The sequence below is a fragment of the Pseudoroseicyclus sp. CXY001 genome (assembly GCF_041714655.1).
Taxonomy (GTDB): domain Bacteria; phylum Pseudomonadota; class Alphaproteobacteria; order Rhodobacterales; family Rhodobacteraceae; genus Pseudoroseicyclus_A.
Genome location: NZ_CP168219.1, coordinates 1,720,651 through 1,740,751 on the forward strand (window position 1 = coordinate 1,720,651; position 20,101 = coordinate 1,740,751).

Annotated in this window: 23 protein-coding genes; 3 read left to right on the forward strand and 20 right to left on the reverse strand. The window is 67.4% G+C overall.

The features are described 5' to 3' along the window. Positions 1 to 9 precede the first annotated feature (9 nt). The 20 genes from ACAZ03_RS08330 to yajC form a co-directional block, all read right to left on the reverse strand. Positions 10 to 750, reverse strand: coding sequence for a biotin--[acetyl-CoA-carboxylase] ligase (locus tag ACAZ03_RS08330; RefSeq protein WP_373356988.1), 741 nt, complete (start codon positions 748 to 750; stop codon positions 10 to 12). Next, positions 740 to 2,173 (reverse strand): NADH-quinone oxidoreductase subunit NuoN, encoded by a 1,434-nt coding sequence (gene nuoN / locus ACAZ03_RS08335; RefSeq protein ID WP_373356989.1) that lies wholly within the window; start codon positions 2,171 to 2,173, stop codon positions 740 to 742. The genes ACAZ03_RS08330 and nuoN overlap by 11 nt, the downstream gene beginning before the upstream one ends. Positions 2,174 to 2,184: 11 nt before the next feature. Continuing rightward, positions 2,185 to 3,750, reverse strand: coding sequence for an NADH-quinone oxidoreductase subunit M (locus ACAZ03_RS08340; RefSeq protein ID WP_373356990.1), 1,566 nt, complete (start codon positions 3,748 to 3,750; stop codon positions 2,185 to 2,187). Beyond that, positions 3,750 to 5,921, reverse strand: a complete 2,172-nt coding sequence (gene nuoL, locus ACAZ03_RS08345; RefSeq protein ID WP_373356991.1) for an NADH-quinone oxidoreductase subunit L — start codon at positions 5,919 to 5,921, stop codon at positions 3,750 to 3,752. The genes ACAZ03_RS08340 and nuoL overlap by 1 nt, the downstream gene beginning before the upstream one ends. 54 nt (positions 5,922 to 5,975) lie before the next feature. Continuing rightward, positions 5,976 to 6,281: an NADH-quinone oxidoreductase subunit NuoK gene (nuoK, locus tag ACAZ03_RS08350; RefSeq protein ID WP_373356992.1), complete on the reverse strand. Its 306-nt coding sequence runs from the start codon at positions 6,279 to 6,281 to the stop codon at positions 5,976 to 5,978. Next, the gene (locus tag ACAZ03_RS08355) at positions 6,278 to 6,787 is read right to left on the reverse strand and encodes a hypothetical protein (protein WP_373356993.1); all 510 of its coding nucleotides are present in this window, start codon (positions 6,785 to 6,787) and stop codon (positions 6,278 to 6,280) included. The genes nuoK and ACAZ03_RS08355 overlap by 4 nt, the downstream gene beginning before the upstream one ends. A gap of 62 nt (positions 6,788 to 6,849) precedes the next feature. Next, entirely contained in the window at positions 6,850 to 7,314 is a 465-nt protein-coding gene (locus ACAZ03_RS08360; RefSeq protein ID WP_373356994.1) for a hypothetical protein, read from the reverse strand. Between the two features lie 10 nt (positions 7,315 to 7,324). Next, the gene (locus ACAZ03_RS08365; protein ID WP_373356996.1) at positions 7,325 to 7,750 is read right to left on the reverse strand and encodes a hypothetical protein; all 426 of its coding nucleotides are present in this window, start codon (positions 7,748 to 7,750) and stop codon (positions 7,325 to 7,327) included. Between the two features lie 92 nt (positions 7,751 to 7,842). Then, the gene (locus ACAZ03_RS08370) at positions 7,843 to 8,448 is read right to left on the reverse strand and encodes an NADH-quinone oxidoreductase subunit J (protein ID WP_373356997.1); all 606 of its coding nucleotides are present in this window, start codon (positions 8,446 to 8,448) and stop codon (positions 7,843 to 7,845) included. Continuing rightward, the gene (locus ACAZ03_RS08375; protein ID WP_373356998.1) at positions 8,445 to 8,843 is read right to left on the reverse strand and encodes a carboxymuconolactone decarboxylase family protein; all 399 of its coding nucleotides are present in this window, start codon (positions 8,841 to 8,843) and stop codon (positions 8,445 to 8,447) included. The genes ACAZ03_RS08370 and ACAZ03_RS08375 overlap by 4 nt, the downstream gene beginning before the upstream one ends. Continuing rightward, on the reverse strand, positions 8,840 to 9,295 hold the full coding sequence (locus ACAZ03_RS08380) for a DUF4259 domain-containing protein (RefSeq protein WP_373356999.1): 456 nt from the start codon (positions 9,293 to 9,295) through the stop codon (positions 8,840 to 8,842). Before ACAZ03_RS08380 ends, ACAZ03_RS08375 begins: the two co-directional genes overlap by 4 nt. 10 nt (positions 9,296 to 9,305) lie before the next feature. After that, positions 9,306 to 9,800: an NADH-quinone oxidoreductase subunit NuoI gene (gene nuoI / locus ACAZ03_RS08385; protein ID WP_373357000.1), complete on the reverse strand. Its 495-nt coding sequence runs from the start codon at positions 9,798 to 9,800 to the stop codon at positions 9,306 to 9,308. Positions 9,801 to 9,822: 22 nt separating this feature from the next. Then, entirely contained in the window at positions 9,823 to 10,227 is a 405-nt protein-coding gene (locus ACAZ03_RS08390) for a hypothetical protein (protein ID WP_373357001.1), read from the reverse strand. Between the two features lie 5 nt (positions 10,228 to 10,232). Then, positions 10,233 to 11,270 carry an NADH-quinone oxidoreductase subunit NuoH gene (gene nuoH, locus ACAZ03_RS08395; protein WP_373357002.1) on the reverse strand — a complete coding sequence of 346 codons (1,038 nt, stop codon included), beginning with the start codon at positions 11,268 to 11,270 and terminating at the stop codon, positions 10,233 to 10,235. A 12-nt stretch (positions 11,271 to 11,282) separates the two neighbouring features. Then, positions 11,283 to 11,660, reverse strand: coding sequence for a hypothetical protein (locus ACAZ03_RS08400; protein ID WP_373357004.1), 378 nt, complete (start codon positions 11,658 to 11,660; stop codon positions 11,283 to 11,285). 5 nt (positions 11,661 to 11,665) lie between these two features. After that, positions 11,666 to 13,684, reverse strand: a complete 2,019-nt coding sequence (gene nuoG / locus ACAZ03_RS08405) for an NADH-quinone oxidoreductase subunit NuoG (RefSeq protein ID WP_373357005.1) — start codon at positions 13,682 to 13,684, stop codon at positions 11,666 to 11,668. 185 nt (positions 13,685 to 13,869) lie between these two features. Then, complete coding sequence (locus ACAZ03_RS08410; protein WP_373357006.1) at positions 13,870 to 14,319, reverse strand: DUF5333 domain-containing protein; 450 nt, start codon at positions 14,317 to 14,319, stop codon at positions 13,870 to 13,872. Positions 14,320 to 14,547: 228 nt separating this feature from the next. Then, the gene (gene secF / locus ACAZ03_RS08415; protein WP_373357008.1) at positions 14,548 to 15,516 is read right to left on the reverse strand and encodes a protein translocase subunit SecF; all 969 of its coding nucleotides are present in this window, start codon (positions 15,514 to 15,516) and stop codon (positions 14,548 to 14,550) included. A 4-nt stretch (positions 15,517 to 15,520) separates the two neighbouring features. Next, on the reverse strand, positions 15,521 to 17,182 hold the full coding sequence (secD, locus tag ACAZ03_RS08420) for a protein translocase subunit SecD (protein ID WP_373357009.1): 1,662 nt from the start codon (positions 17,180 to 17,182) through the stop codon (positions 15,521 to 15,523). A 4-nt stretch (positions 17,183 to 17,186) separates the two neighbouring features. Continuing rightward, positions 17,187 to 17,468, reverse strand: a complete 282-nt coding sequence (gene yajC / locus ACAZ03_RS08425) for a preprotein translocase subunit YajC (protein ID WP_373352672.1) — start codon at positions 17,466 to 17,468, stop codon at positions 17,187 to 17,189. A 138-nt stretch (positions 17,469 to 17,606) separates the two neighbouring features. On the opposite strand from yajC, the gene ACAZ03_RS08430 reads away from it, so the two are divergent. The 3 genes from ACAZ03_RS08430 (at position 17,607) to serS (ending at position 20,024) form a co-directional block, all read left to right on the forward strand. Then, entirely contained in the window at positions 17,607 to 18,278 is a 672-nt protein-coding gene (locus ACAZ03_RS08430; protein WP_373352674.1) for a hypothetical protein, read from the forward strand. Positions 18,279 to 18,282: 4 nt separating this feature from the next. Continuing rightward, the gene (locus ACAZ03_RS08435) at positions 18,283 to 18,663 is read left to right on the forward strand and encodes a pentapeptide repeat-containing protein (protein WP_373352676.1); all 381 of its coding nucleotides are present in this window, start codon (positions 18,283 to 18,285) and stop codon (positions 18,661 to 18,663) included. A gap of 68 nt (positions 18,664 to 18,731) precedes the next feature. Continuing rightward, a complete protein-coding gene (serS, locus tag ACAZ03_RS08440; protein WP_373352678.1) occupies positions 18,732 to 20,024 on the forward strand; it encodes a serine--tRNA ligase in 1,293 nt (430 codons plus the stop codon). Positions 20,025 to 20,101: the final 77 nt, after the last annotated feature.

Below are 20,101 nucleotides of genomic sequence, written 5' to 3' on the forward strand. Positions count from 1 at the left end.
GAAGAGACCTCAGAAATGCACCTCCGCCGCCGGCAGCACATGGGGGCCGGTGGCGGTGGTGAGGATCAGATTGCCGGCGGCGTCGATCCCGTCGAAGCGGCCGCGTGTGTCGCCCCGGGGTGTCCGGGCACGGATGTCCTGCCCGAGCCGGGCGGCGCTGGCGAGCCAGGCTTCGCGGATCGGGGCGAAGCCTTGGGTGGCGAGCCGCTGCTCCCAGCCGGCGAAGGCGGGGGCGAGCCGGTCGAGGAAGGCCTCGGGGCCGATGGCCGTGCCGGTCTCGCCGAGCAGCGAGACGGGGCGCACCGCCCCCTCCGGCAGATCGGCCGCCTCGGGCGCGGCCGCAAGGTTGACGCCGATGCCGATGGCGAGTGCGGTGCCGAAATTCTCGAGGAGAATCCCCGCGACCTTGCCGCCGTTCAGAAGAACGTCGTTTGGCCACTTGAGCTCCAGATGGGCGCTCGGGGCCGTCTCCGCAAGGGCGTCGCGAAGCGCGAGGGCAGCGGCGAAGCTGCGCTGCGCGCGGGCCTCGGGCCCCGCCTCGGGGGCGAAGATCAGCGTCGCCGCGAAATTGCCCGCGGGCATCATCCAGGGGCGGCCCTGCCGGCCGCGCGCCGCGGATTGCTCGAGCGCGAGAAGCCAGAGCGGCCCGCGCTCGCCCTCCCGGACGAGGCGGGCCGCCTCGTCCATCGTCGAGGTCAGGCTGGGATAGACACGCCGCGCAGGGGCGCTGGTGGTGCCCTCAGTGAACAAGGGCCGCGGCCGCCTCGGCGGCGAGGCTGTCGACACCGAAGAGATTGACGACACCGAAGACCATGGCCAGCGCCGATAGCATCAGGAAGCTCCAGAGCACCGGCGAGGTCGGCGGGTCCAGCGCCTCGCGCTCGGTGCCGAAGTACATGTAGTAGACGATGCGCAGGTAATAGAAGGCCGAGATCACCGAGGCGATGACGCCGAGGATCGCGAGCCAGCTGAGCCCCCCCTGCACCGCCGCCTGCAGCACGTAGAGCTTGCCGAAGAAGCCCACGAGCGGCGGCACGCCGGCGAGGCTGAAGAGCAGCACCAGCATGGCGAGCGCGCGGAGTGGCTCGCGCTTCGAATACATGTTCAGCGCCTCGATATCCGTGACCGGCCGCCCCTCCCGCTCCATAGAGAGGATGAAGGCGAAGGTGCCGACGTTCATGGTGAGGTAGATCGCCATGTAGATCAGCATCGCCTGCACGCCGAATTCCGTGCCCGAGGCGAGGCCCATGAGCGCGAAGCCCATGTGGCCGATGGAGGAATAGGCCATCAGCCGCTTGATGTTGCGCTGCCCGATCGCCGCGATGGCGCCGATGAAGAGCGACAGCACCGACAGGAAGGCCACGATCTGCTGCCAGTCGGAGACGATGCTGCCGAAGGCGTCGTGCACGACGCGGGCGAAGAGCGCCATGGCGGCGAGCTTCGGCGCGGTGGCGAAGAAGGCGGTGACCGGGGTCGGCGAGCCTTCGTAGACATCCGGCGTCCACATGTGGAAGGGCGCGGCGGAGACCTTGAAGGCGAAGCCGGCCATGAGGAAGGCGAGGCCGAAGAGCAGGCCAAGCGAGATGTCGCCCGCGGCCGCCTCGATCACGCCCGAGAACAGCGTCGTGCCGGCGAAGCCGTAGGTCAGCGAGGCGCCGTAGAGCATGAGGCCGGAGGAGAGCGCGCCGAGCACGAAATACTTCAGCCCCGCCTCGGTCGAGCGCACCGAGTCGCGCCGGAGCGAGGCGATGACGTAGAGCGCCAGCGATTGCAGCTCGAGCCCCATGTAGAGCACCATCAGATCCCCGGCGGAGACCATGACCATCATGCCGACGACGGAGAGCGCCATCAGCACCGGGTATTCGAACCGCAGGAGCCCGCGGCGGCTCATGTAATCCATGCTCATCAGAAGGATGGCCGCAGCGGCGATCAGCACGCCCACCTTGGAGAAGCGCGCGAAGGAATCGTCGACGAAGCTGCCGGAGAAGGCGGTCTGCGTGCCGCCGCCGGTATAGGCGATCCAGAAGGCGAGGCCCGCGAAGACGACGACCGTGAGGAGGGTCAGCGCCCGGGCGGCGGCATCCTTGCCGGTGTAGACCACGACGATCAGCGCCACCATCGCATAGAAGGCGAGCATGATCTCCGGCAGAAGGATCGAAAGATCGCTGGACATGTGCGCTACCTCTATTGGGACATCGCGGTCTGGAGGACGCCCGCAGCCGCCTCCTGCGCCACGCCGACGTCATGCAGAAGATTGGCGGTCGAGGCCCCGATGATATCGGTCACGAGGCTCGGATAGACGCCGAGAAGGATGGTCATGACGATCAGCGGGGCGAAGATCGCCTTCTCGCGGGCCGTCATGTCGGTGATGGAGCGCAGCGCCTCCTTGATGAGGTCGCCGAGCACGACGCGGCGATAGAGCCAGAGCGCATAGGCGGCCGAGAGGATGACCCCCGTCGTCGCCACCAGCGCCACCCAGGTGTTGGCCTGGAACATGCCCATGAGCGTCAGGAATTCGCCGACGAAGCCGGAAGTCCCCGGCAGGCCGACATTCGCCATGGTGAAGAGCATGAAGACGGCGGCATAGGCCGGCATGCGGTTCACGAGCCCGCCATAGGCGTCGATGTCGCGGGTGTGCATCCGGTCGTAGATCACGCCCACACAGAGGAAGAGCGCGCCGGAGACGAAGCCGTGCGAGATCATCTGGAAGATGGCGCCGTCGATGCCCTGCTGGTTCGCCGCGAAGATGCCCGCCGTCACGTAGCCCATGTGGGCGACGGAGGAATAGGCGATCAGCTTCTTCATGTCCTCCTGCACCAGCGCGACGAGCGAGGTGTAGACGATGGCGATGGCCGAGAGCCAGAGGACGAAGTTCGCCAGAAGCTCCGAGGCGACGGGGAACATCGGCAGCGAGAAGCGGAGGAACCCGTAGCCGCCCATCTTGAGGAGGATCGCCGCCAGCACGACCGAGCCGGCCGTCGGCGCCTGCACGTGCGCATCCGGCAGCCAGGTATGGACCGGCCACATCGGCATCTTCACCGCGAAGCTGGCGAAGAAGGCGAGCCAGAGCAACGTCTGCAGGCCGCCGGTGAGCTGCCAGCCGAGGATCGGCAGGGCCTCCGACGAGAAGTTGTAGGTCAAGAGCGCCGTGTTGCCCTCGCCGCAGGCGGCGATGCAGGTGGTGCCGGCCACATTGGCCATGGTGACCATGGCGACGAGCATGAGAACGGAGCCGAGGAAGGTGTAAAGGAAGAACTTGAATGCCGCATAGATGCGGTTCTGCCCGCCCCAGATGCCGATGATGAGGAACATCGGGATCAGGCCGCCCTCGAAGAACAGGTAGAAGAGCACCAGATCGAGCGCCATGAAGACGCCGAGCATCAGCGTCTCGAGCACCAGGAAGGCGATCATGTATTCCTTCACCCGCGTCGTGACGTTCCAGCAGGCGGCGATGGTCAGCGGCATGAGGAAGGTCGTCAGCAGCACTAACAGCACAGAGATGCCGTCGACGCCCATGCGGTAGTGCAGGCCGAGCAGCCACTCGTGATCCTCGACCATCTGGAAGGCGGCGACATCGCTGTCGAAGCCGGCGAGGATGAAGAGCGAGGCGATGAAGGTGAAGACCGTCGCGCCGAGCGCCACCCATTTGGCATTGGCCTGGGCGGCGGCATCGTCGCCGCGCAGGAACAGCGCCAGGATCGCCGCGCCGATGAGCGGCATGAAGGTGGTGAGCGAGAGAATGTTGCCCATCAGTTCGCTCCCCCGGCGATCGAGAGCCAGGTGATGACGAGCGCGATGCCGATCACCATGGCGAAGGCGTAAGTGAAGATGTAGCCGGACTGCCAGCGCCCCGCGAGGCGGGTCAGCATGGGCACGAAGCCCATGGAGATGCCGTTGATCGTGCCGTCGATCGCCGCGCCGTCGCCCCGCTTCCACAGGAGCCGGCCGAGCGCGAAGGCGGGCCGCACGAAGAGGAAGCCGTAGATCTCGTCGAAATACCACTTGTTGTAGAGGAAGTTGTAGAGCGGCTTCTGGTTGGCGGCGAGCTTCGCCGGGAAATCCGGACGGCGGATATACATGACCCAGGCGAGCAGGAGCCCGATCAGCATGGCGGCAAAGGGCGAGGCCTTGACCCAGGCGGGGGCATGGTGCGCCTCGTCCATCACGTGGTTGTCGGCGGCCATGTAGATGGCCCCCTGCGGCGCGGTGAGCGGCTCGGCGGGCTCTGCAGGCTCTGCGGCGGCCAGCTCTTCGGACGCTTGCGCATCCGCCTCGCCAGCCGCATCGGCAACAGGCTCGTCCGCCTCGGCCTCGCCGGCTTCAGCCTCGGCCATGTCGGAGGGTTCGGCGACGGCGCCATGCGCCTCGTCCTCGCCCTCGGCGGCCTCTTCCGCGTGATGCGGCAGGTTGAAGAACGTCGCCACCCGGTCGTGATCGCCGAAGAAGGGCGCATACCAGAGCATCCCGGCGAAGATCGCGCCGAGCGACAGCACGCCGAGCGGCACCAGCATCACGCCGGGGCTCTCATGCGCATGCTCATGCGTGTGATGATCGCCCCGCGGCTTGCCGAAGAAGGTCAGGAAGATCAGCCGCCAGGAATAGAAGCTCGTGAAGAGCGCGGCGATGACCAGCATCCAGAAGGCGAAGCCGTTGACCACGAAGGCGCTCTCGATGATCGCATCCTTGGAGAGGAACCCGGCGAAGCCGATATGCGTGAGCGGGACGCCGACGCCGGTGATGGCGAGCGTGCCGATCAGCATAGCGGCGAAGGTATAGGGAATCTTCTTCCGCAGGCCGCCGTAGTTCCGCATGTCCTGCTCGTGGTGCATCGCGTGGATGACCGAGCCGGCGCCGAGGAAGAGCATGGCCTTGAAGAAGGCATGGGTGAAGAGGTGGAACATCGCGGCGCCGTAGACGCCCGCGCCGGCGGCGACGAACATGTAGCCGAGCTGCGAGCAGGTCGAATAGGCGATGACGCGCTTGATGTCGTTCTGCACGAGGCCGACCGTCGCCGCGAAGAAGGCGGTCATGGCGCCGATGTAGATGATGAAGGTCTTCGTCTCGGGCGCGTATTCGAAGAGCGGCGACATGCGGCAGACGAGGAAGACCCCGGCGGTGACCATGGTCGCCGCGTGGATGAGGGCGGAGACGGGCGTCGGTCCCTCCATCGCGTCCGGCAGCCAGGTGTGCAGGAAGAGCTGGGCCGATTTGCCCATGGCGCCGACGAAGAGGAGGAAGGCCGCGAGGTTGGCGGCGTTCCAGTCGCGCCAGAGGAAGGTCAGCTCGGACTCGGCGAGCCGCGGCGCCTCGGCGAAGATCACGTCGAGCTGGATGGAATCGGTCAGCAGGAAGAGCGCGAAGATCCCGAGGATGAAGCCGAAATCCCCCACCCGGTTGACCACGAAGGCCTTGATCGAGGCGGCATTGGCCGAGGGTTTGCGGAAGTAGAAACCGATGAGCAGGTAGGAGGCGACGCCCACGCCCTCCCAGCCGAAGAAGAGCTGCAGGAGGTTGTCGGAGGTCACCAGCATCAGCATGGCGAAGGTGAAGAACGACAGATAGGCGAAGAAGCGGGGCCGGTAGCTCTCGCCTTCGCGGAAATTGTCGTCATGGGCCATGTAGCCCATGGAATAGAGGTGCACGAGCGCCGAGACGGTGGTGATGACGATCAACATGATCGCCGTCAGCCGGTCGAGCCGGATGGCCCAGTCGGTCGTCAGCGTGCCCGAGTCGATCCATCGCATCAGCGTGATCTGCTCGGTGCCCTCCGGCAGCGTGAAGAAGGTGATCCAGCTCAGAAGAGCGGCGAGAAAAAGCAGCAGCGTCGCCGTCCATTGCGCGGCGGCATCGCCGATCTGCCGCCAGAGGAAGCCCGCGATCAGCGCGCCGACGAGGGGGGCGAAGAGGATGATGGTGGTCATGATCGCTCCTCAGAAGATCAGCGCGACAGGCATGGGGTGGATGCGCATCTCGTCTCAGCCCTTCATCACGTTGACGTCTTCGACGTCGATCGTGCCGCGGTTGCGGAAGAAGCAGACGAGGATGGCGAGGCCGATGGCGGCCTCGGCGGCGGCGACGGTCAGCACGAAGAGCGTGAAGACCTGCCCGACCAGATCGCCGAGGAAGCTCGAGAAGGCGACGAAGTTAACGTTGACCGACAAGAGGATCAGCTCGATCGACATCAGGATGATGATGATGTTCTTGCGGTTCAGGAACAGCCCGAAGATGCCGATCACGAAGAGCGCCGCCGCGACGGCGAGGTAATGTTCAAGCCCGATCATATCGTCCCCTCGTTCATGTCTCCGGCACTTTCCGGGTAGAAGACCCGGCAGCCGCAGGTCTCGCCGCCCGTGCGGCCGGCGCGGTAGTCGATGTTGTTCATCACCGCTTGTTCGGCGAGGTACACCGGCACGTCCCCGGGCGCCAGAGTGGCGGCGTGGGATATCAGCAGCTCCGTGGCCGCGCGGCGGTCGGCGAGCGCCTCGCCGGGGCCGGAAAAGGCCAGATCCGTCAGGCGGACCCAGGCGCCGCTGGCGCAATGGGTGACCTCGGTGCGCTCGCTGCCGAAATAGGTGCCGCCCGCCTCGACGAGCCGCGTGGCGACATTGCCGTTGCCGAGATCGCGCGGAATGTCGGTGGAGAGCGTGCCGCGGGTCGTGGCGCAATCGGCGGCCTCGAGCTCGTTCGTGGCACAGCCGGCGAGCCCGGCGGCGAGGGCCGCACCTGCGAGGCGCGCCGTGCTCCAGCCCGTCCTGCCCCAGCCCGTCATCTGCCGTCCCTCGTTCATGGGCGCCCTTCTGACAGGTCCGGCGCCGCCGTCAACCATGCGCGCGCTGAGAGCCGCCCCTCTCACCTCATTTCCTCCGCCACATCGCAGTCGCAGCGGCCGATCTCTTCATCGCCGATATAGGCTTCGGCGCCGTATTCCTCGGCGAGGTTCTGGGCGATCTGCCGCATCGTGTAGCTGCGCGGGCTCTCCAGCATGGTGAAGAAGCGCAGGTGGAGCTGCTGCACCCCGACGGGGCCGGCGGCGGCCAGCATGTAGCCATGGCCGGTGCAGGAATGCAGCAGCACCCAGCCGTTGTCATCGACATCCCAGAAGTAGCCGGCGACGAAGCCGTTGGCATAGGGCTCGGGGAAGTAGTCGAAGCCCGGGCCGCCCGGCCCGGAGATCCGGTGCTCGAACGGATCGAAGGTGCAGGGCGCCGGGGGCGGCGCTTCTGCCGACACGCCCCCCGCGGCCAGTGCCAGGGCGAGCGCGAGGGCGTTGGAGCCCCTCCGGCGCCGCCTCACGTCGTCCCGCCCTGCCCCCATCTTTCCCTCCTTAGCCGAGCCCCAGCGACAGGCAGTCGCAATTGCCGATGTCATCGGTGGAGAGCGTCGTCTCCACATCCGCGCCGATGCCGGCGGCGATGTCGGCGAGCGACATCGCGCCCGCGCCTTCCATCAGCGCCTCGAATTCCCAGATGAGCCCGCCGCGCCCGGACGAGCCGGCGTCGATCGAGAGCGCCGCGCCGGAGGCGCAGTCATGCACAACGATGGTCATGCCGCCCGCGCCCCGAATGAAGAACGAGGCATAGCCGCCATCCTCGGCGACGGGGCTGATCTTACCGGCATCGCCGCCCGCCCCGGCCTCGTCGGTGATGCGACCGTTCGCCGGGTCGTAATAGCAGGCCTCCTGCGCGCCCGCGGTGCCGGCGGCGAGGGCCAGCGCGGTCGCTGCAAGGATCGTGGTCAGAGAATGGGTCAACGCGTTCCTCCTCGGTCGCGATGAAGGCCCGCCCCGGCCGGCGGGCAGGTGGCCCGGCGGCAAGCGCCCCCTCGCGCCCGCCGCCGGGAAGATCACAGCCCCTGCCCGGGCTTGACGTCCTTCATCTCCAGCGTCTTCGCCGGATCGCGGGACATCTGCACCAGCACGTTCTGGCGCTTGATGTCCTGCCGATGGCGGAGCGTCAGAACGATGGCGCCGATCATGGCCGTCAGAAGGATCAGCCCGGCGAGCTGGAAGAGCAGGAAATACTGGTCGTAGAGAACGATGCCGAGGAGCCGCGTGTTCAGCCCCTCGCCGATGGGCGCCGCGAGGTTGCCCTCGGCCCCCTCGCCGAATTCCCAGACGCCGAAGGCCAGGAGGAGCTGCATGATGATGACGACGCCGATGAGCAGCGCCAGCGGCATGTAGCGGGCCATTTCGGCCTTCAGCTCGGCGAAATCGATGTCGAGCATCATGACGACGAAGAGGAAGAGCACCGCGACCGCGCCGACATAGACGATGACGAGCAGCATGGCGACGAATTCCGCCCCCGCGAGCACGAAGAGCCCTGCCGCAGAGAGGAAGGCCAGGATCAGCCAGAGCACCGAATGCACCGGGTTGCGGGCGAGGACGGTCATGAGCCCGCCGCCCAGCATGGTGATCGCGAAGAGATAGAAGGCCAGGGCGGCTACGGTCATCGGTCTTTCTCCTCGTCCATGGCCTCTTTGGCCAGTTCCAGCGCCCGGCTCATCGCCGGCAGGCCGCCGAAGAGGCCGGCCATCTGGATGGTTTCTGCAATCTCCTGCTTCGTCGCGCCGGCCTCGATGGCGTGGCGGACCGTCAGGCGGAGCTGCGGTTCGCCTTGCGCGCCGAGGACGGTGAGGCCCATCAGCGTCAGGAGCAGGCGGGTCTTCGAATCGAGCCCGCCGGGGTTGAAGGTGCGGCCCCAGAAGGTCTCCATGACCTCCTTGGGCATGGTCGGCCAGAGCGCTTCGAAGCCCTTGGGGCTGAAGCTCTCGAGCGCCGGATTGACGGCGCGGGCCCAGTCCTGGCCCGCCTTCATCATCGCCTCGAAGGGGTTCTGGCTGCTCATGACGCAGCCGCCTTGGCGAGCCGCGCTTCCAGATCGGCTATCGTGCGGGCGAAGGCGTCGAGCTGCTGCCCCTCCTGCCAAAGCCCCGCGAGTTCGGAGACCTTGGGATTGGCGAGGAGCCCGTTGACGGCGCCGCGGGCGCCGGCGAGCAGCGCCGGCTCGGCCCGAACGTCGGACGCATGGGCGGCCATCTGGACCTTGAAGCGTTCGGGATCGGCGCCCATCGGGAAGTCCGACGGCCCGCCGCGCATCGGATGGCCGTGGCAGGCCGCGACGATCTCGCCGAGCGCGATCAGCCGCCCGCCGAGATCGGCGTCGATGAAGCCGTCACCCTGCCGGTCGTCGGGCTGGGCCAGGACCTCGCGCAACGCATCCGTGCCCCGCTCCTCATAGGCGAGCAGCAGGTCCATCGCGTCGTCATTGTCGAACGGTCCGGGGCCCCAGGCTCCCATGGGATGCTCCTCAGCGGTAGGGCGCGTCGATCTCGAGGTTGCGGGCGATCTCGGATTCCCAGCGGTCGCCGTTCGCGAGCAGCTTCTCCTTGTCGTAGAAGAGCTCCTCCCGCGTCTCGGTGGAGAATTCGAAGTTCGGCCCCTCGACGATGGCATCGACCGGGCAGGCCTCCTGGCAGAAGCCGCAGTAGATGCATTTCGTCATGTCGATGTCGTAGCGCGTCGTGCGGCGCGAGCCGTCCTCGCGCGGCTCGGCGTCGATGGTGATCGCCTGGGCCGGGCAGATCGCCTCGCAGAGCTTGCAGGCGATGCAGCGTTCCTCGCCGTTGGGATAGCGGCGCAGCGCATGTTCGCCGCGGAAGCGCGGGGACAGCGGGCCCTTCTCGAACGGATAGTTCACCGTCGGCTTCGGCTTGAAGAAGTACTTCATGCCGACGCGGAAGCCTTTGAAGAAGTCCGCGAGCAGGAAGTACTTCGCGGCGCGGGTGTAGTCGATCTGGGTCATGAATCGTTCCTCGAGATCGGCATCATTCGGAGAGGCTCCAGGCGGTGACGAGCGCCGCGCGCTCCTCGGCCGGCATGGCGGCTTCCGTCTCGGCGACGAAATCGGCCGCCTCTTCGGCTGCCGGGGCCTGATAGCAGGTCAGCAGTTGGTCGCCGAAGTTCAGCTTCAGCGCCGCCAGCATCTTCACGCCGCCCGAGGCCTCGTAGGTGGCGACGTCGAGACCCGACACCTCCTCCTCGATGGCGGCGAAGATCTCCGCTCCGGCGCGATAGCGGGTCAGCTCCTCGCTTTCGCCCTCCACCGGCGCCGGAATGGTCACCCCCGGCACGCCGCGCAGTGCCGTCCAGACGGTATCACAATCCTGCGCCTGAGCGGCGATGGGCATCAGCGCAAGGGTCAGAGGCAGGGCAAAGGAAAGACGCAGCATCGGGATCAACCCCCCATGGTCCAGCGAGCCCAGGCGCCATCGAGCACCTGGTACTTCGCGAGGAAAGAAACGAGCACGACCCAGCCGAGCGACAGGGGCAGGAAGACCTTCCAGCCAAGGCGCATGAGCTGGTCGTAGCGGTAGCGCGGGGTGACGGCCTTCACGAGCGCGAAGATGAAGAAGCAGAAGAGGATCTTCGCGAACATCCACAGGAAGCCGTCGGGCAGCCCCGGGATCGGCGAGAGCCAGCCGCCGAGGAACAGCAGCGACACCAGCGAGCAGATCAGGACCATGGCGACATATTCGCCGATCATGAAGAGCAGGAAGGGCGTCGAGGAATATTCCACCTGATAGCCGGCCACGAGCTCCGATTCCGCTTCGGGAAGGTCGAAGGGCGGCCGGTTCGTCTCGGCGAGGCCCGAGATGAAGAAGAGGAACAGCATCGGCAGATGCGGCAGCCAGTACCACGAGAAGAGCCCGAAGCGGCCGTCCTGCGCATGGACGATGTCGGTGAGGTTCATCGAGCCGGTCGAGATGATCACCCCGATGATGATGAGGCCGATGGAGACCTCGTAGGAGATCATCTGCGCGGCGGAGCGGAGGCTGCCGAGGAAGGGATATTTCGAGTTCGACGCCCAGCCGCCCATGATGACGCCGTAGACCTCGAGCGAGGAGACGGCGAAGACATAGAGGATGGCGACGTTGATGTCGGCCATCACCCAGCCTTCGTTGAAGGGGATCACCGCATAGGCGACCACCGGCAGGGCGAAGGCGAGGATCGGCGCGAGGAAGAACACCGTCCGGTCGGCGCCGGCGGGGACGACGACCTCCTTGACGATGTACTTGATGAAATCCGCGAAGCTCTGCAGCAGGCCGAAGGGGCCGACGACGTTCGGGCCGCGGCGGATCTGCACGGCGGCCCAGACCTTGCGGTCGGCATAAAGCAGGAACGCCAGCGCCACGAGCAGGGGCACGAGGATCAACAGGCACTGCCCGATGATGACCAGCAGGATGCCGAAGTTGGTGTCAGTGAAAAACGACATGGGGCCCCCTCGTCATACCGTCGGAATGCCGGCCTGGGCGCATTCTGCGACGGCCACTTCGGCGTCAATGGTGGCGAGCCCTTCGGGCAGCGCCGCCGAGATGGTGTAAACAGCATCCGCCCGCCAGATGCCACCCTCTTCCTCGGTGAGAGTGCGGACATGGCGGGCAAATCCGTAGCCGCGCACGAGCGCATATTGCGCCGCCGCGCAGGCGGCATAGCGGGTCGCGGCCTCGGCCGAGCCGCCGCGCATCGCCACCTCGAAATCGACGAGATCGCCGTCGAGGAGCCGCGTGGCGACGCCGAGATATTCGGCCGGCCCGCCGGCCGTGCCCTCAGCCTCGCAGCCGGCGAGAGCGGGCAGCGCGGCGAGGGGGAGGAGGCAGGCCAAGCGCCTCACTCCGCGGCGATCTTCTCGGCCTCGCGGGCCGCGGCACGGGCGGAAAGCTCGGCCATCAGCGCCGAGGCGCGGGCGATGGGGTTGGTGAGGTAGAAATCCGTCACCGGGGTCGCGAAATCTCCCGACCCGAGCTCGCCCTCGGGCAGCGGCGCGCCCTCGTTCTCGGCCACCTCGTCGAGATCGGCCAGATGCGGGTGGGCGGCGGTCAGCGCGGCGCGCAGCGCGCCGAGGCTGTCATAGGGCAGCACGTTGCCGAGCTCACCAGACAGCGCGCGCAGGATCGCCCAGTTCTCCTTCGCCTCGCCCGGCGGGAAGCCGGCGCGTGAGGCGAGCTGCGGCCGGCCCTCGGTGTTCACGAAGAGCCCCGATTCCTCGGTATAGGCCGCGGCGGGCAGGATCACGTCGGCGCGGTGGGCGCCGCGGTCGCCGTGGGAGCCCTGGTAGATTACGAAGGCGCCATCCGGCATCTCGATCTCGTCGGCGCCGAGGTTGTAGATCACATCGGCCCCGAGCGCCGCCTCGATGCCGCCCTCGCAGGTGGCGCCGACGTCGAGCGCGCCGACGCGGGAGGCGGCGGTGTGCAGGATCATGACGCGGCTGCCGGCGGCCTCGGCCGTCTTCAGCGCCAGTGCCAGCACGGCGGCGCCGTCGTCACCGGTCAGGGCGCCCTGCCCGATGATCATGACGCCGCGGCTGTCTTTCTTGTCCGAATGGTCCTGCTCGGCCAGCCACGCGAGGCTGTCGCGGCCCGTGCCGATCTCGGCGACGTCATAGGTGAGGTCGGCGACCGCCCCGATCCGCGCGACCTTGGCGCCGCGCAGCCAGGCCCGGCGGATGCGGGAATTCAGCACCGGCGCTTCCTCGCGCGGGTTGGTGCCGATGAGGAGGATGTTGTCCGCCACGTCGATATCGGCGATCTGGGCATTACCCACATAGCCGAGCCGGTTGCCGGCGGGGAGCTTCGCGCCGTCGGTGCGCGATTCCACCATGCCGCCCTGCCCTTCGATCAGGCCCTTGAGCGCGAAGGCGGCCTCCACCGGGGCGAGGTCGCCCACGATCCCGGCGAGGCGCGTCGCCCCCTTGACCGCCGCTGCGGTCTTCTGGAGCGCCTCGCCCCAGGTGGCGGGGCGCAGCTTGCCGTTCTCGCGGATATACGGGCGGTCGAGCCGCTGGCGGCGGAGCCCGTCCCAGACGAAGCGGGTCTTGTCCGAGATCCACTCCTCGTTCACCCCGTCATGGTTGCGGGGCAGGATGCGCATGACCTCGCGGCCCTTGGCATCGACGCGGATATTGGCGCCGAGCGCATCCATCACGTCGATGCTCTCGGTCTTCGACAGCTCCCAGGGCCGCGCCGTGAAGGCATAGGGCTTGGAGACAAGCGCGCCGACCGGGCAGAGGTCGATGATATTGCCCTGCATGTTGGAATGCAGCGTCTCGCCGAGGTAGCTGGTGATCTCTGCATCCTCGCCGCGGCCGGTCTGGCCCATCGTGTAGATGCCGGCGACCTCGGTCGTGAAGCGCACGCAGCGCGTGCAGGAAATGCACCGCGTCATATGCGTCTCGACCAGCGGCCCGAGATCCAGATCCTCGTTGGCGCGCTTCGGCTCGCGGTAGCGCGAGAAGTCGACGCCATAGGCCATCGCCTGGTCCTGCAGGTCGCATTCGCCGCCCTGGTCACAGATCGGGCAATCGAGCGGGTGGTTGATGAGGAGGAACTCCATCACCCCCTCGCGGGCCTTCTTCACCATGGGCGAATTGGTCTTCACCACCGGCGGGGCGCCGTCCTTGCCGGGGCGGAGGTCCTTGACCTGCATGGCGCAGGAGGCGGCGGGCTTCGGCGGGCCGCCGACGATCTCCACCAGGCACATGCGGCAGTTGCCGGCGATGGAGAGGCGCTCGTGATAGCAGAAGCGGGGGATCTCGATCCCGGCCTGCTCGCAGGCCTGGATGAGCGTCATGGCCCCGGGGACCTCGACCTCCCGGTCGTCGATGATGACTCGTTTGAGGTCTGACATGGCACGCGCCCCTTTCGCCCGAGGGCGGCGCCACCGATCCGGCGGCGCCGGTTTTCGGCCTTCTAGCGCGGCTCGCCGGGGGAGAAAAGGGAGGAGGGCGACAAAGCTGCCGCCCTCCTGTCAGGCTCGGGATTTTGACCGCGGATCGGGCGCCGCCTGGGTGCGGGCCCTGGCTTTCGCATCGATCAGCGCAGAAGCCGGCCGATCGCGGTGCCTTCGGCCATCTGCTGGCGCCCAACGGCGCAATGGCTTTCCTCGTCGCCCCGCGTGGCGCCGAGCGCGGCCAGCCGCTCGCGGGCCAGCGCTTCAAGACGCGCCTTTTCGCCGCGGTCGCGCACGAAGGCCTCGATCTCTTCATCGGTATAGCCGAGCGCGCTCGCCTGCGACTTGAGGCCATTGAGGGCCGAGATGCCCCGCAGGAGCCGCGCGTCGATCGGCCCGCAGACCTCCGAGATCTCGTAGGCGATGGCGATGTCGATCAGCCCGTCGGTGATCTCGTTGACCGAGCCGAGCGCCGGCTTGGCGGCGCTGGCGCCGGCGAGAATCGAGAAACCGAGGATGAGGCCGGTGGCGGCGGCAAAGGGCTTGCCGAGGCGGGACCGGCCACGGGGCGTCTTGTGGGGGCGGGTGGGCATTTTCGCTCTACTCCGGGAATGACTGCTCTCTCCCCGAGATTGGCCCAGGACGGCCGCTATTCAATATCGAGATGTCGCGAGGCTCTCGTGATCGGCGGGACACCGCCGCAGAGGCGCCCTGCCCCGGCCTTCTTGCCGAAAGTCCCTCAAGAGGGAGTCGCCAAATGCAACGGGGGGCGCGAACGCCCCCCGGTAAGTCCTCATCGAAGCGTTTTGCCCCGTCCGCCCTCAGGCGTCGACGTCGGCGAACTGCCCGCCGGTCGGGGTCGACGGCTTGTCCCAGTCGCGCTTCACGCCGAGCATCAGGACGATGTTCTTGGCGACATAGATCGAGGAATAGGTGCCGACCACGATCCCCCAGGTGATCGCGAAGACGAAGCCGCGGATCACGTCGCCGCCGAGCACGAGGAGCGCGATCAGCGCAACCAGCGTCGTGCCGGAGGTCATGACCGTCCGGCTCAGCGTCTCGTTGGCCGAGATGTTGAGCACCTCGATCAGGGGCCGCGTCTTGAACTTCCTGAGGTTCTCCCGCGCCCGGTCGAAGACGACGACCGTGTCGTTGATCGAATAGCCGACGATGGTCAAAAGCGCCGCGATGATCGCGAGGTCGAACTTGATCTGGAAGAGCGAGAAGATCCCGATGGTCAGCGCCACGTCATGAACGAGCGCGGCCACGGCGCCGATCGAGAACTGCCATTCGAAGCGCAGCCAGATATAGACGAGGATCGCCGCCATGGCGCCGACGACGGCGAGGACGGCGGTGCGAATGAGCTCGCCCGACACTTTCCCGCCGACCGAATCGACGGCCATGAATTCCAGCGTCGGATCGACGCCTTTCAGCGCCGCCTCGACGGCGCCCATGGTTTCGTTCGAGACGGATTCATGCCCCTCCTGGGCCTGGATGCGGACCTGCGCGACATGCTGGTCGTCGTCGAAGCCGGGGTCGAACACCTCCGAGATGGTGACATCGCCGAGGTCGAGCCCCGAGAGCGCGTCCCGATAGGCGCCGATGTCCACCGGCTGTTCGGCCTCGGTGCGGATCGAGGTGCCGCCGGTGAAGTCGATCCCGTAGTTCAGCCCCATCGTGAAGAAGAGGATGATCGAGGCGATCACCGCCACCACCGAGGCACCGAAGGTGATCCGTGCCGCGGCGAAGAAGTTGATATTCGTGTCGTCTGGGACGATGCGGATGGGCATGGTGTCAGATCCTGAGCGTCTTGGGCCGGCGCCGGTCATACCACATCACGACCAGCACGCGCGTCACGAAGAGCGCGGTGAAGACCGAGGTGAGAATGCCGAGGCCGAGGGTGATGGCGAAGCCGCGCACGGGGCCCGAGCCGAGGAAGAAGAGGATGCCCGCCGTGATGAGCGTCGTGATGTTGGCGTCGATGATCGCCGAGAGCGCCCGCTCGTAGCCGAGCTCGATGGCCCGTGCCGGGCCCTTGGCGGTGCGCATCTCCTCACGGATCCGCTCGTAGACGAGCACGTTGGCGTCGACCGCCATGCCCATGGTCAGCACGATGCCGGCGATGCCGGGCAAGGTGAGCGTGCCGCCAAGCATTGAGAGCGCCCCGAAGAGCAGGATCATGTTGATGCCGAGTGCGATGTTCGCGAACCAGCCGAAGAGCCCGTAGCTGAGCGCCATCACGGCGATCACCGCGACGCCGCCGACGATGGCGGCGAGCTTGCCGGCGTCGATGCTGTCCTGCCCGAGCTCCGGCCCGATGGTCCGTTCCTCGAGGAAGGTCAGTTCTGCCGGCAGGGCGCCGGCGCGAAGGAGCACGGCGAGATTCGTCGATTCCTCCACCGTGAAACTGCCCATGATGATGCCCGAGCCGCCGGGGATCGCCTGGCGGATCTGCGGCGCCGAGATCACCTCGTCATCGAGGACGATGGCGAAGAGCGCGCCGACATTCTCGGCCGTATAGGTCCCGAAGGCACGGGCGCCCGCCGGGTTGAAGCGGAAGGAGACGGCCGGCAGCCCGTTCTGGTCGAAGCTCGGCTGCGCGTCGACGAGCTCCTCGCCGGTCACCACCGGGGCGCTCTCGAGAACGTAATAGACGCCCTCCTCCTCCAGCGAGGGCAGCACCTCGGCGCCGGCCGGGGCCACCGCATTGGCATCCGTCGTCCGGGTGAGGACGGGCTGGAAGGTCAGCTGCGCCGTGGTGCCGATGATGTCCTTCACCTCCTGCGCGGAGCCGACGCCCGGCACCTGCACGAGGATGCGGTCCTGCCCCTGGCGGATGATCGTCGGCTCGCGGGTGCCGACCTCGTCGATCCGGCGGCGGACGATCTCCAGCGCCTGGCGGACGGTGCGGTCGTCGCTCGCGGCCTTCTCGGCCTCGGAGAGCTGCACGGTCAGCAGCGTGCCGTTCATCGAGATCTGCAGGTCGGAGGCCCCTGCCCCGGTCAGCGTCGTGACCGGCGTCGCGAGGCCGCGCGCCAGCTCCAGCGCCCGCTCGGCGCCGGCGGCTTCTGAGATGCGGATGCGCAGCTCCCCCTCCGGTGCCTCCTCGCGGGTCACGAAGCCGACGGTCTCGCGCTCGGCGGCCAGCGTGTCGCGCAGCTCCGGCCAGAGCGCCTCCATCCGGGCGGCATAGACCTCCTCGACCTGGACCTCGGCGAGGAGGTGTGCCCCGCCCCTGAGGTCGAGCCCGAGGTTGACGAGCCCGTCCGGCAGGAAGGACGGCCAGAGCGCGGCCTCAGCCTCCAGCTCGTCGGTCGTCAGCCCGCGCGCGATGGCGGCTTCGGCATCATTGGAGCGCTCGACCCGCTCGTAGAAGGCATTCGGCAGGGCAAGGAGGAGCCCGGCCAGGCAGACGGCCCAGATGAGGATCCGCCGCCAGAGGGGGATGTGCAGCATGCGTTCAGCTCTTGGCCGGCTCGGTCTTGGAAATGACCTGGGCGATGGTCGCCTTGACGACGCGGACGGTGACGCCGGCGGCGATCTCGACCTCGATCTCGTCGCCTTCTTTCACGCGGGCCACCTTGCCGACGATGCCCCCCTGCGTGACGACCTGATCGCCGCGGCGGAGGGCGGAGACCATGGCCTGGTGCTCCTTCACCTTCTTCTGCTGGGGGCGGATCAGGAAGAAATACATGATCGCGAAGATGGCGATCAGCGGGAGGAGGGATGCAGCGCCTTCCATGGGACCTCTCTGACGTCTCGGGCCGCTTCTGGCCCCCATTTGGCAGGGGGGCGGCACTTCTCGGGACCGGCGGAAAGGCTTGCCCGCCGGGGGGTTCGGATGGCCATATAGGCGAGAGCGGGATGGAGGGCTAGGGGGATGGGGGCATTCACCGAAGGGGTTCACGTCAGCGGGATGGCACTGGCGGTGGCAACGCTGGTGGCCTTCGTAGTGGGCTGCTCGCTGGTGGTCTGGCTTGTGGCGCTCGGAATGGGGCGGACGCCGAAGGTGCGGGAGCTGTGGTCGACGGAGGGCGTCGCCGCGCTTGGCAGGGCGCTGTCCCCGGTGGCAGTTGCCCTCGTCCTGCTGGCCTTGGTGGCGGTCTTCGCGGTGTTATGGCGTACGATCTTTCTCTCCGCTGGCGGCGCGAGCGGCCTCTGGGGGCGGGTGTTCGGGGGACCTTCGGCTCCGGCCGCCGGGCTTGGCACCAGCGCCCTGATCGCTGCGGTGCTCGGCGCGCCCTTCGTGATCTGGCGAAGCTGGGTGGCGCACCGGACGGCCGAGACAGCAGAGATCGGACTCTTGGCCGAGAGGATATCGAACGTCGTTGAACTGCTCGGCTCCGGCGACGAAGCCGTGCGGATGGGAGCTGTTTATACGTTGGAAGCGATCATGCTGGATTCCGCTCAATCCAAGGTAATGATGTGGACAATACTGAACCAGTTCTTAAGCTATCGGCAAAAGAACCTGGAGCAGACTAGCGATCCGCCGGACCTTCCCATAGATATTCAGGCCGCCCTGACGGTAATCACCAGAACCAGACAGGACTAAGCAAATGCAGACCTTCCCGGCCTTTCGATTGAATGTCAGAGCAGCGAAACTTGCACGCGCAAATCTCGAACGTGCTGATCTGACCGAGGCAAAGGCTTCCGGTGTCGACTTCCGATATGCCAACCTCCGAGACGCCCGCGTCGTGCGGGCCATGCTGCAGGACGCTCGTCTCGACAATGCCGACTTGAGCGGGGCCGACTTTACCGAAGCGGACCTCACTGGGGCAGTCCTGCAGGATACCGACATTCGGGGCACAAATTTCAGCGGTGCCAAGGGCCTGACCGAGGCTCAGTTGCAGGTCGCGATCGGAGACGACGATACAATTTTGCCCGATGGCCTTTGTCGTCCGAGCCACTGGGCGGGTGCCACAGCCACGGCCTCCTGACGCGCCGCCCTTCCCCTCCGCCCCCACATCCGGCATATCCGCCTCACCTCGAGCAAAGGAGAGAGGACATGCACGACATCCGCGCCATCCGCGAGAACCCGCAGGCCTTCGATGCGGCCCTGGGCCGCCGGGGGTTGTCGTCCGTCTCCTCCGAGATCCTTGCCCTCGACGAAGCCCGCCGGGCCAAGATCCAGGCCGCCGAGGAGGCGCAGGCTGAACAGAACCGGGCCTCCAAGGAGGTCGGCGCCGCCAAGGCCAAGGGGGATGACGCCGAGTTCGAGCGGCTCCGGGCGCTCGTCGCCGAGAAGAAGGCCGAGGTGGCGCGGCTCAATGACGAGGCCAAGGCGGAGGATCAGCGGCTCCGCGACATGCTCCTCGGCATCCCGAACCTGCCCTATGACGACGTCCCCGACGGGGCGGACGAGGCGGACAATGTCGAGCTGAAGCGCTGGGGCTCCCCCCGCAACTTCTCCTTCACGCCGAAGGAGCATTACGAGATCGCGGGCATCGCCCCGGGGCTCGATTTCGAGGCCGCGGCCAAGCTCTCCGGCAGCCGCTTCGTGGTGCTGAAAGGCGCCGCCGCGCGGCTCCACCGGGCGCTTGCGCAGTTCATGCTCGACCTGCATGTCGAGGAGCACGGGCTCCTCGAGACGGCCACGCCCGTCCTCGTCCGCGAGGAGATGATGGTCGGCACCGGGCAACTGCCGAAATTCGGCGAGGACAGCTACCAGACCACCACCGGCTGGTGGTTGATCCCGACGGCGGAGGTGACGCTCACCAATCTGGTGAACGGCGAGATCGTCGAGGAGGCCACCCTGCCCCGCCGCTACGTCGCCCATACCCAGTGCTTCCGCTCCGAGGCCGGCTCGGCGGGGCGCGACACGGCCGGCATGCTCCGCCAGCACCAGTTCGAGAAGGTCGAAATGGTGTCGGTGACCACGCCCGAGACCTCCGCCGCCGAGCACGAGCGGATGACGCGTTGTGCCGAGGCGGTGCTCGAGAAGCTGGAGCTGCCCTATCGCCGCGTGGTGCTCTGCACGGGCGATCTCGGCGCCGGGATGCGCAAGACGCATGACCTCGAGGTCTGGCTGCCGGGGCAGGATGCCTATCGGGAGATTTCCTCGGTCTCCGTCGCCGGCGACTACCAGGCGCGGCGCATGAATGCCCGCTACCGGCCCGACGGGGGCGGCAAGCCGGAATTCGTGCATACGCTGAACGGCTCGGGCCTCGCCGTCGGCCGCACGCTGATCGCCGTGGTGGAGAACGGCCAGCAGGAGGACGGCTCGGTGGCGTTGCCCGCTGCCTTGCACCCCTACCTTCGGGGCGCGACGCGCATCTCCGCCGAGGGTGTGCTGGTCTGAGGGCGGCCGGGCCGTTGGCCCGGGTGGAGGCTCTGCCTCCACACCTCCGAGGTATTTTCGGCCAGATGAAGGGGATC

Bases quoted from the DNA above. Each gene is read 5' to 3' on its own strand.
- nuoN (WP_373356989.1), bottom strand. From the start codon at position 2,173: ATGTCCAGCGATCTTTCGATCCTTCTGCCGGAGATCATGCTCGCCTTC.
- ACAZ03_RS08340 (WP_373356990.1), bottom strand. From the start codon at position 3,750: ATGGGCAACATTCTCTCGCTCACCACCTTCATGCCGCTCATCGGCGCG.
- nuoL (WP_373356991.1), bottom strand. From the start codon at position 5,921: ATGACCACCATCATCCTCTTCGCCCCCCTCGTCGGCGCGCTGATCGCG.
- nuoK (WP_373356992.1), bottom strand. From the start codon at position 6,281: ATGATCGGGCTTGAACATTACCTCGCCGTCGCGGCGGCGCTCTTCGTG.
- ACAZ03_RS08355 (WP_373356993.1), bottom strand. From the start codon at position 6,787: ATGAACGAGGGACGGCAGATGACGGGCTGGGGCAGGACGGGCTGGAGC.
- ACAZ03_RS08360 (WP_373356994.1), bottom strand. From the start codon at position 7,314: ATGGGGGCAGGGCGGGACGACGTGAGGCGGCGCCGGAGGGGCTCCAAC.
- ACAZ03_RS08370 (WP_373356997.1), bottom strand. From the start codon at position 8,448: ATGACCGTAGCCGCCCTGGCCTTCTATCTCTTCGCGATCACCATGCTG.
- ACAZ03_RS08375 (WP_373356998.1), bottom strand. From the start codon at position 8,843: ATGAGCAGCCAGAACCCCTTCGAGGCGATGATGAAGGCGGGCCAGGAC.
- ACAZ03_RS08380 (WP_373356999.1), bottom strand. From the start codon at position 9,295: ATGGGAGCCTGGGGCCCCGGACCGTTCGACAATGACGACGCGATGGAC.
- nuoI (WP_373357000.1), bottom strand. From the start codon at position 9,800: ATGACCCAGATCGACTACACCCGCGCCGCGAAGTACTTCCTGCTCGCG.
- ACAZ03_RS08390 (WP_373357001.1), bottom strand. From the start codon at position 10,227: ATGCTGCGTCTTTCCTTTGCCCTGCCTCTGACCCTTGCGCTGATGCCC.
- nuoH (WP_373357002.1), bottom strand. From the start codon at position 11,270: ATGTCGTTTTTCACTGACACCAACTTCGGCATCCTGCTGGTCATCATC.
- nuoG (WP_373357005.1), bottom strand. From the start codon at position 13,684: ATGTCAGACCTCAAACGAGTCATCATCGACGACCGGGAGGTCGAGGTC.
- ACAZ03_RS08410 (WP_373357006.1), bottom strand. From the start codon at position 14,319: ATGCCCACCCGCCCCCACAAGACGCCCCGTGGCCGGTCCCGCCTCGGC.
- secF (WP_373357008.1), bottom strand. From the start codon at position 15,516: ATGCCCATCCGCATCGTCCCAGACGACACGAATATCAACTTCTTCGCC.
- secD (WP_373357009.1), bottom strand. From the start codon at position 17,182: ATGCTGCACATCCCCCTCTGGCGGCGGATCCTCATCTGGGCCGTCTGC.
- yajC (WP_373352672.1), bottom strand. From the start codon at position 17,468: ATGGAAGGCGCTGCATCCCTCCTCCCGCTGATCGCCATCTTCGCGATC.
- ACAZ03_RS08430 (WP_373352674.1), top strand. From the start codon at position 17,607: ATGGGGGCATTCACCGAAGGGGTTCACGTCAGCGGGATGGCACTGGCG.
- ACAZ03_RS08435 (WP_373352676.1), top strand. From the start codon at position 18,283: ATGCAGACCTTCCCGGCCTTTCGATTGAATGTCAGAGCAGCGAAACTT.
- serS (WP_373352678.1), top strand. From the start codon at position 18,732: ATGCACGACATCCGCGCCATCCGCGAGAACCCGCAGGCCTTCGATGCG.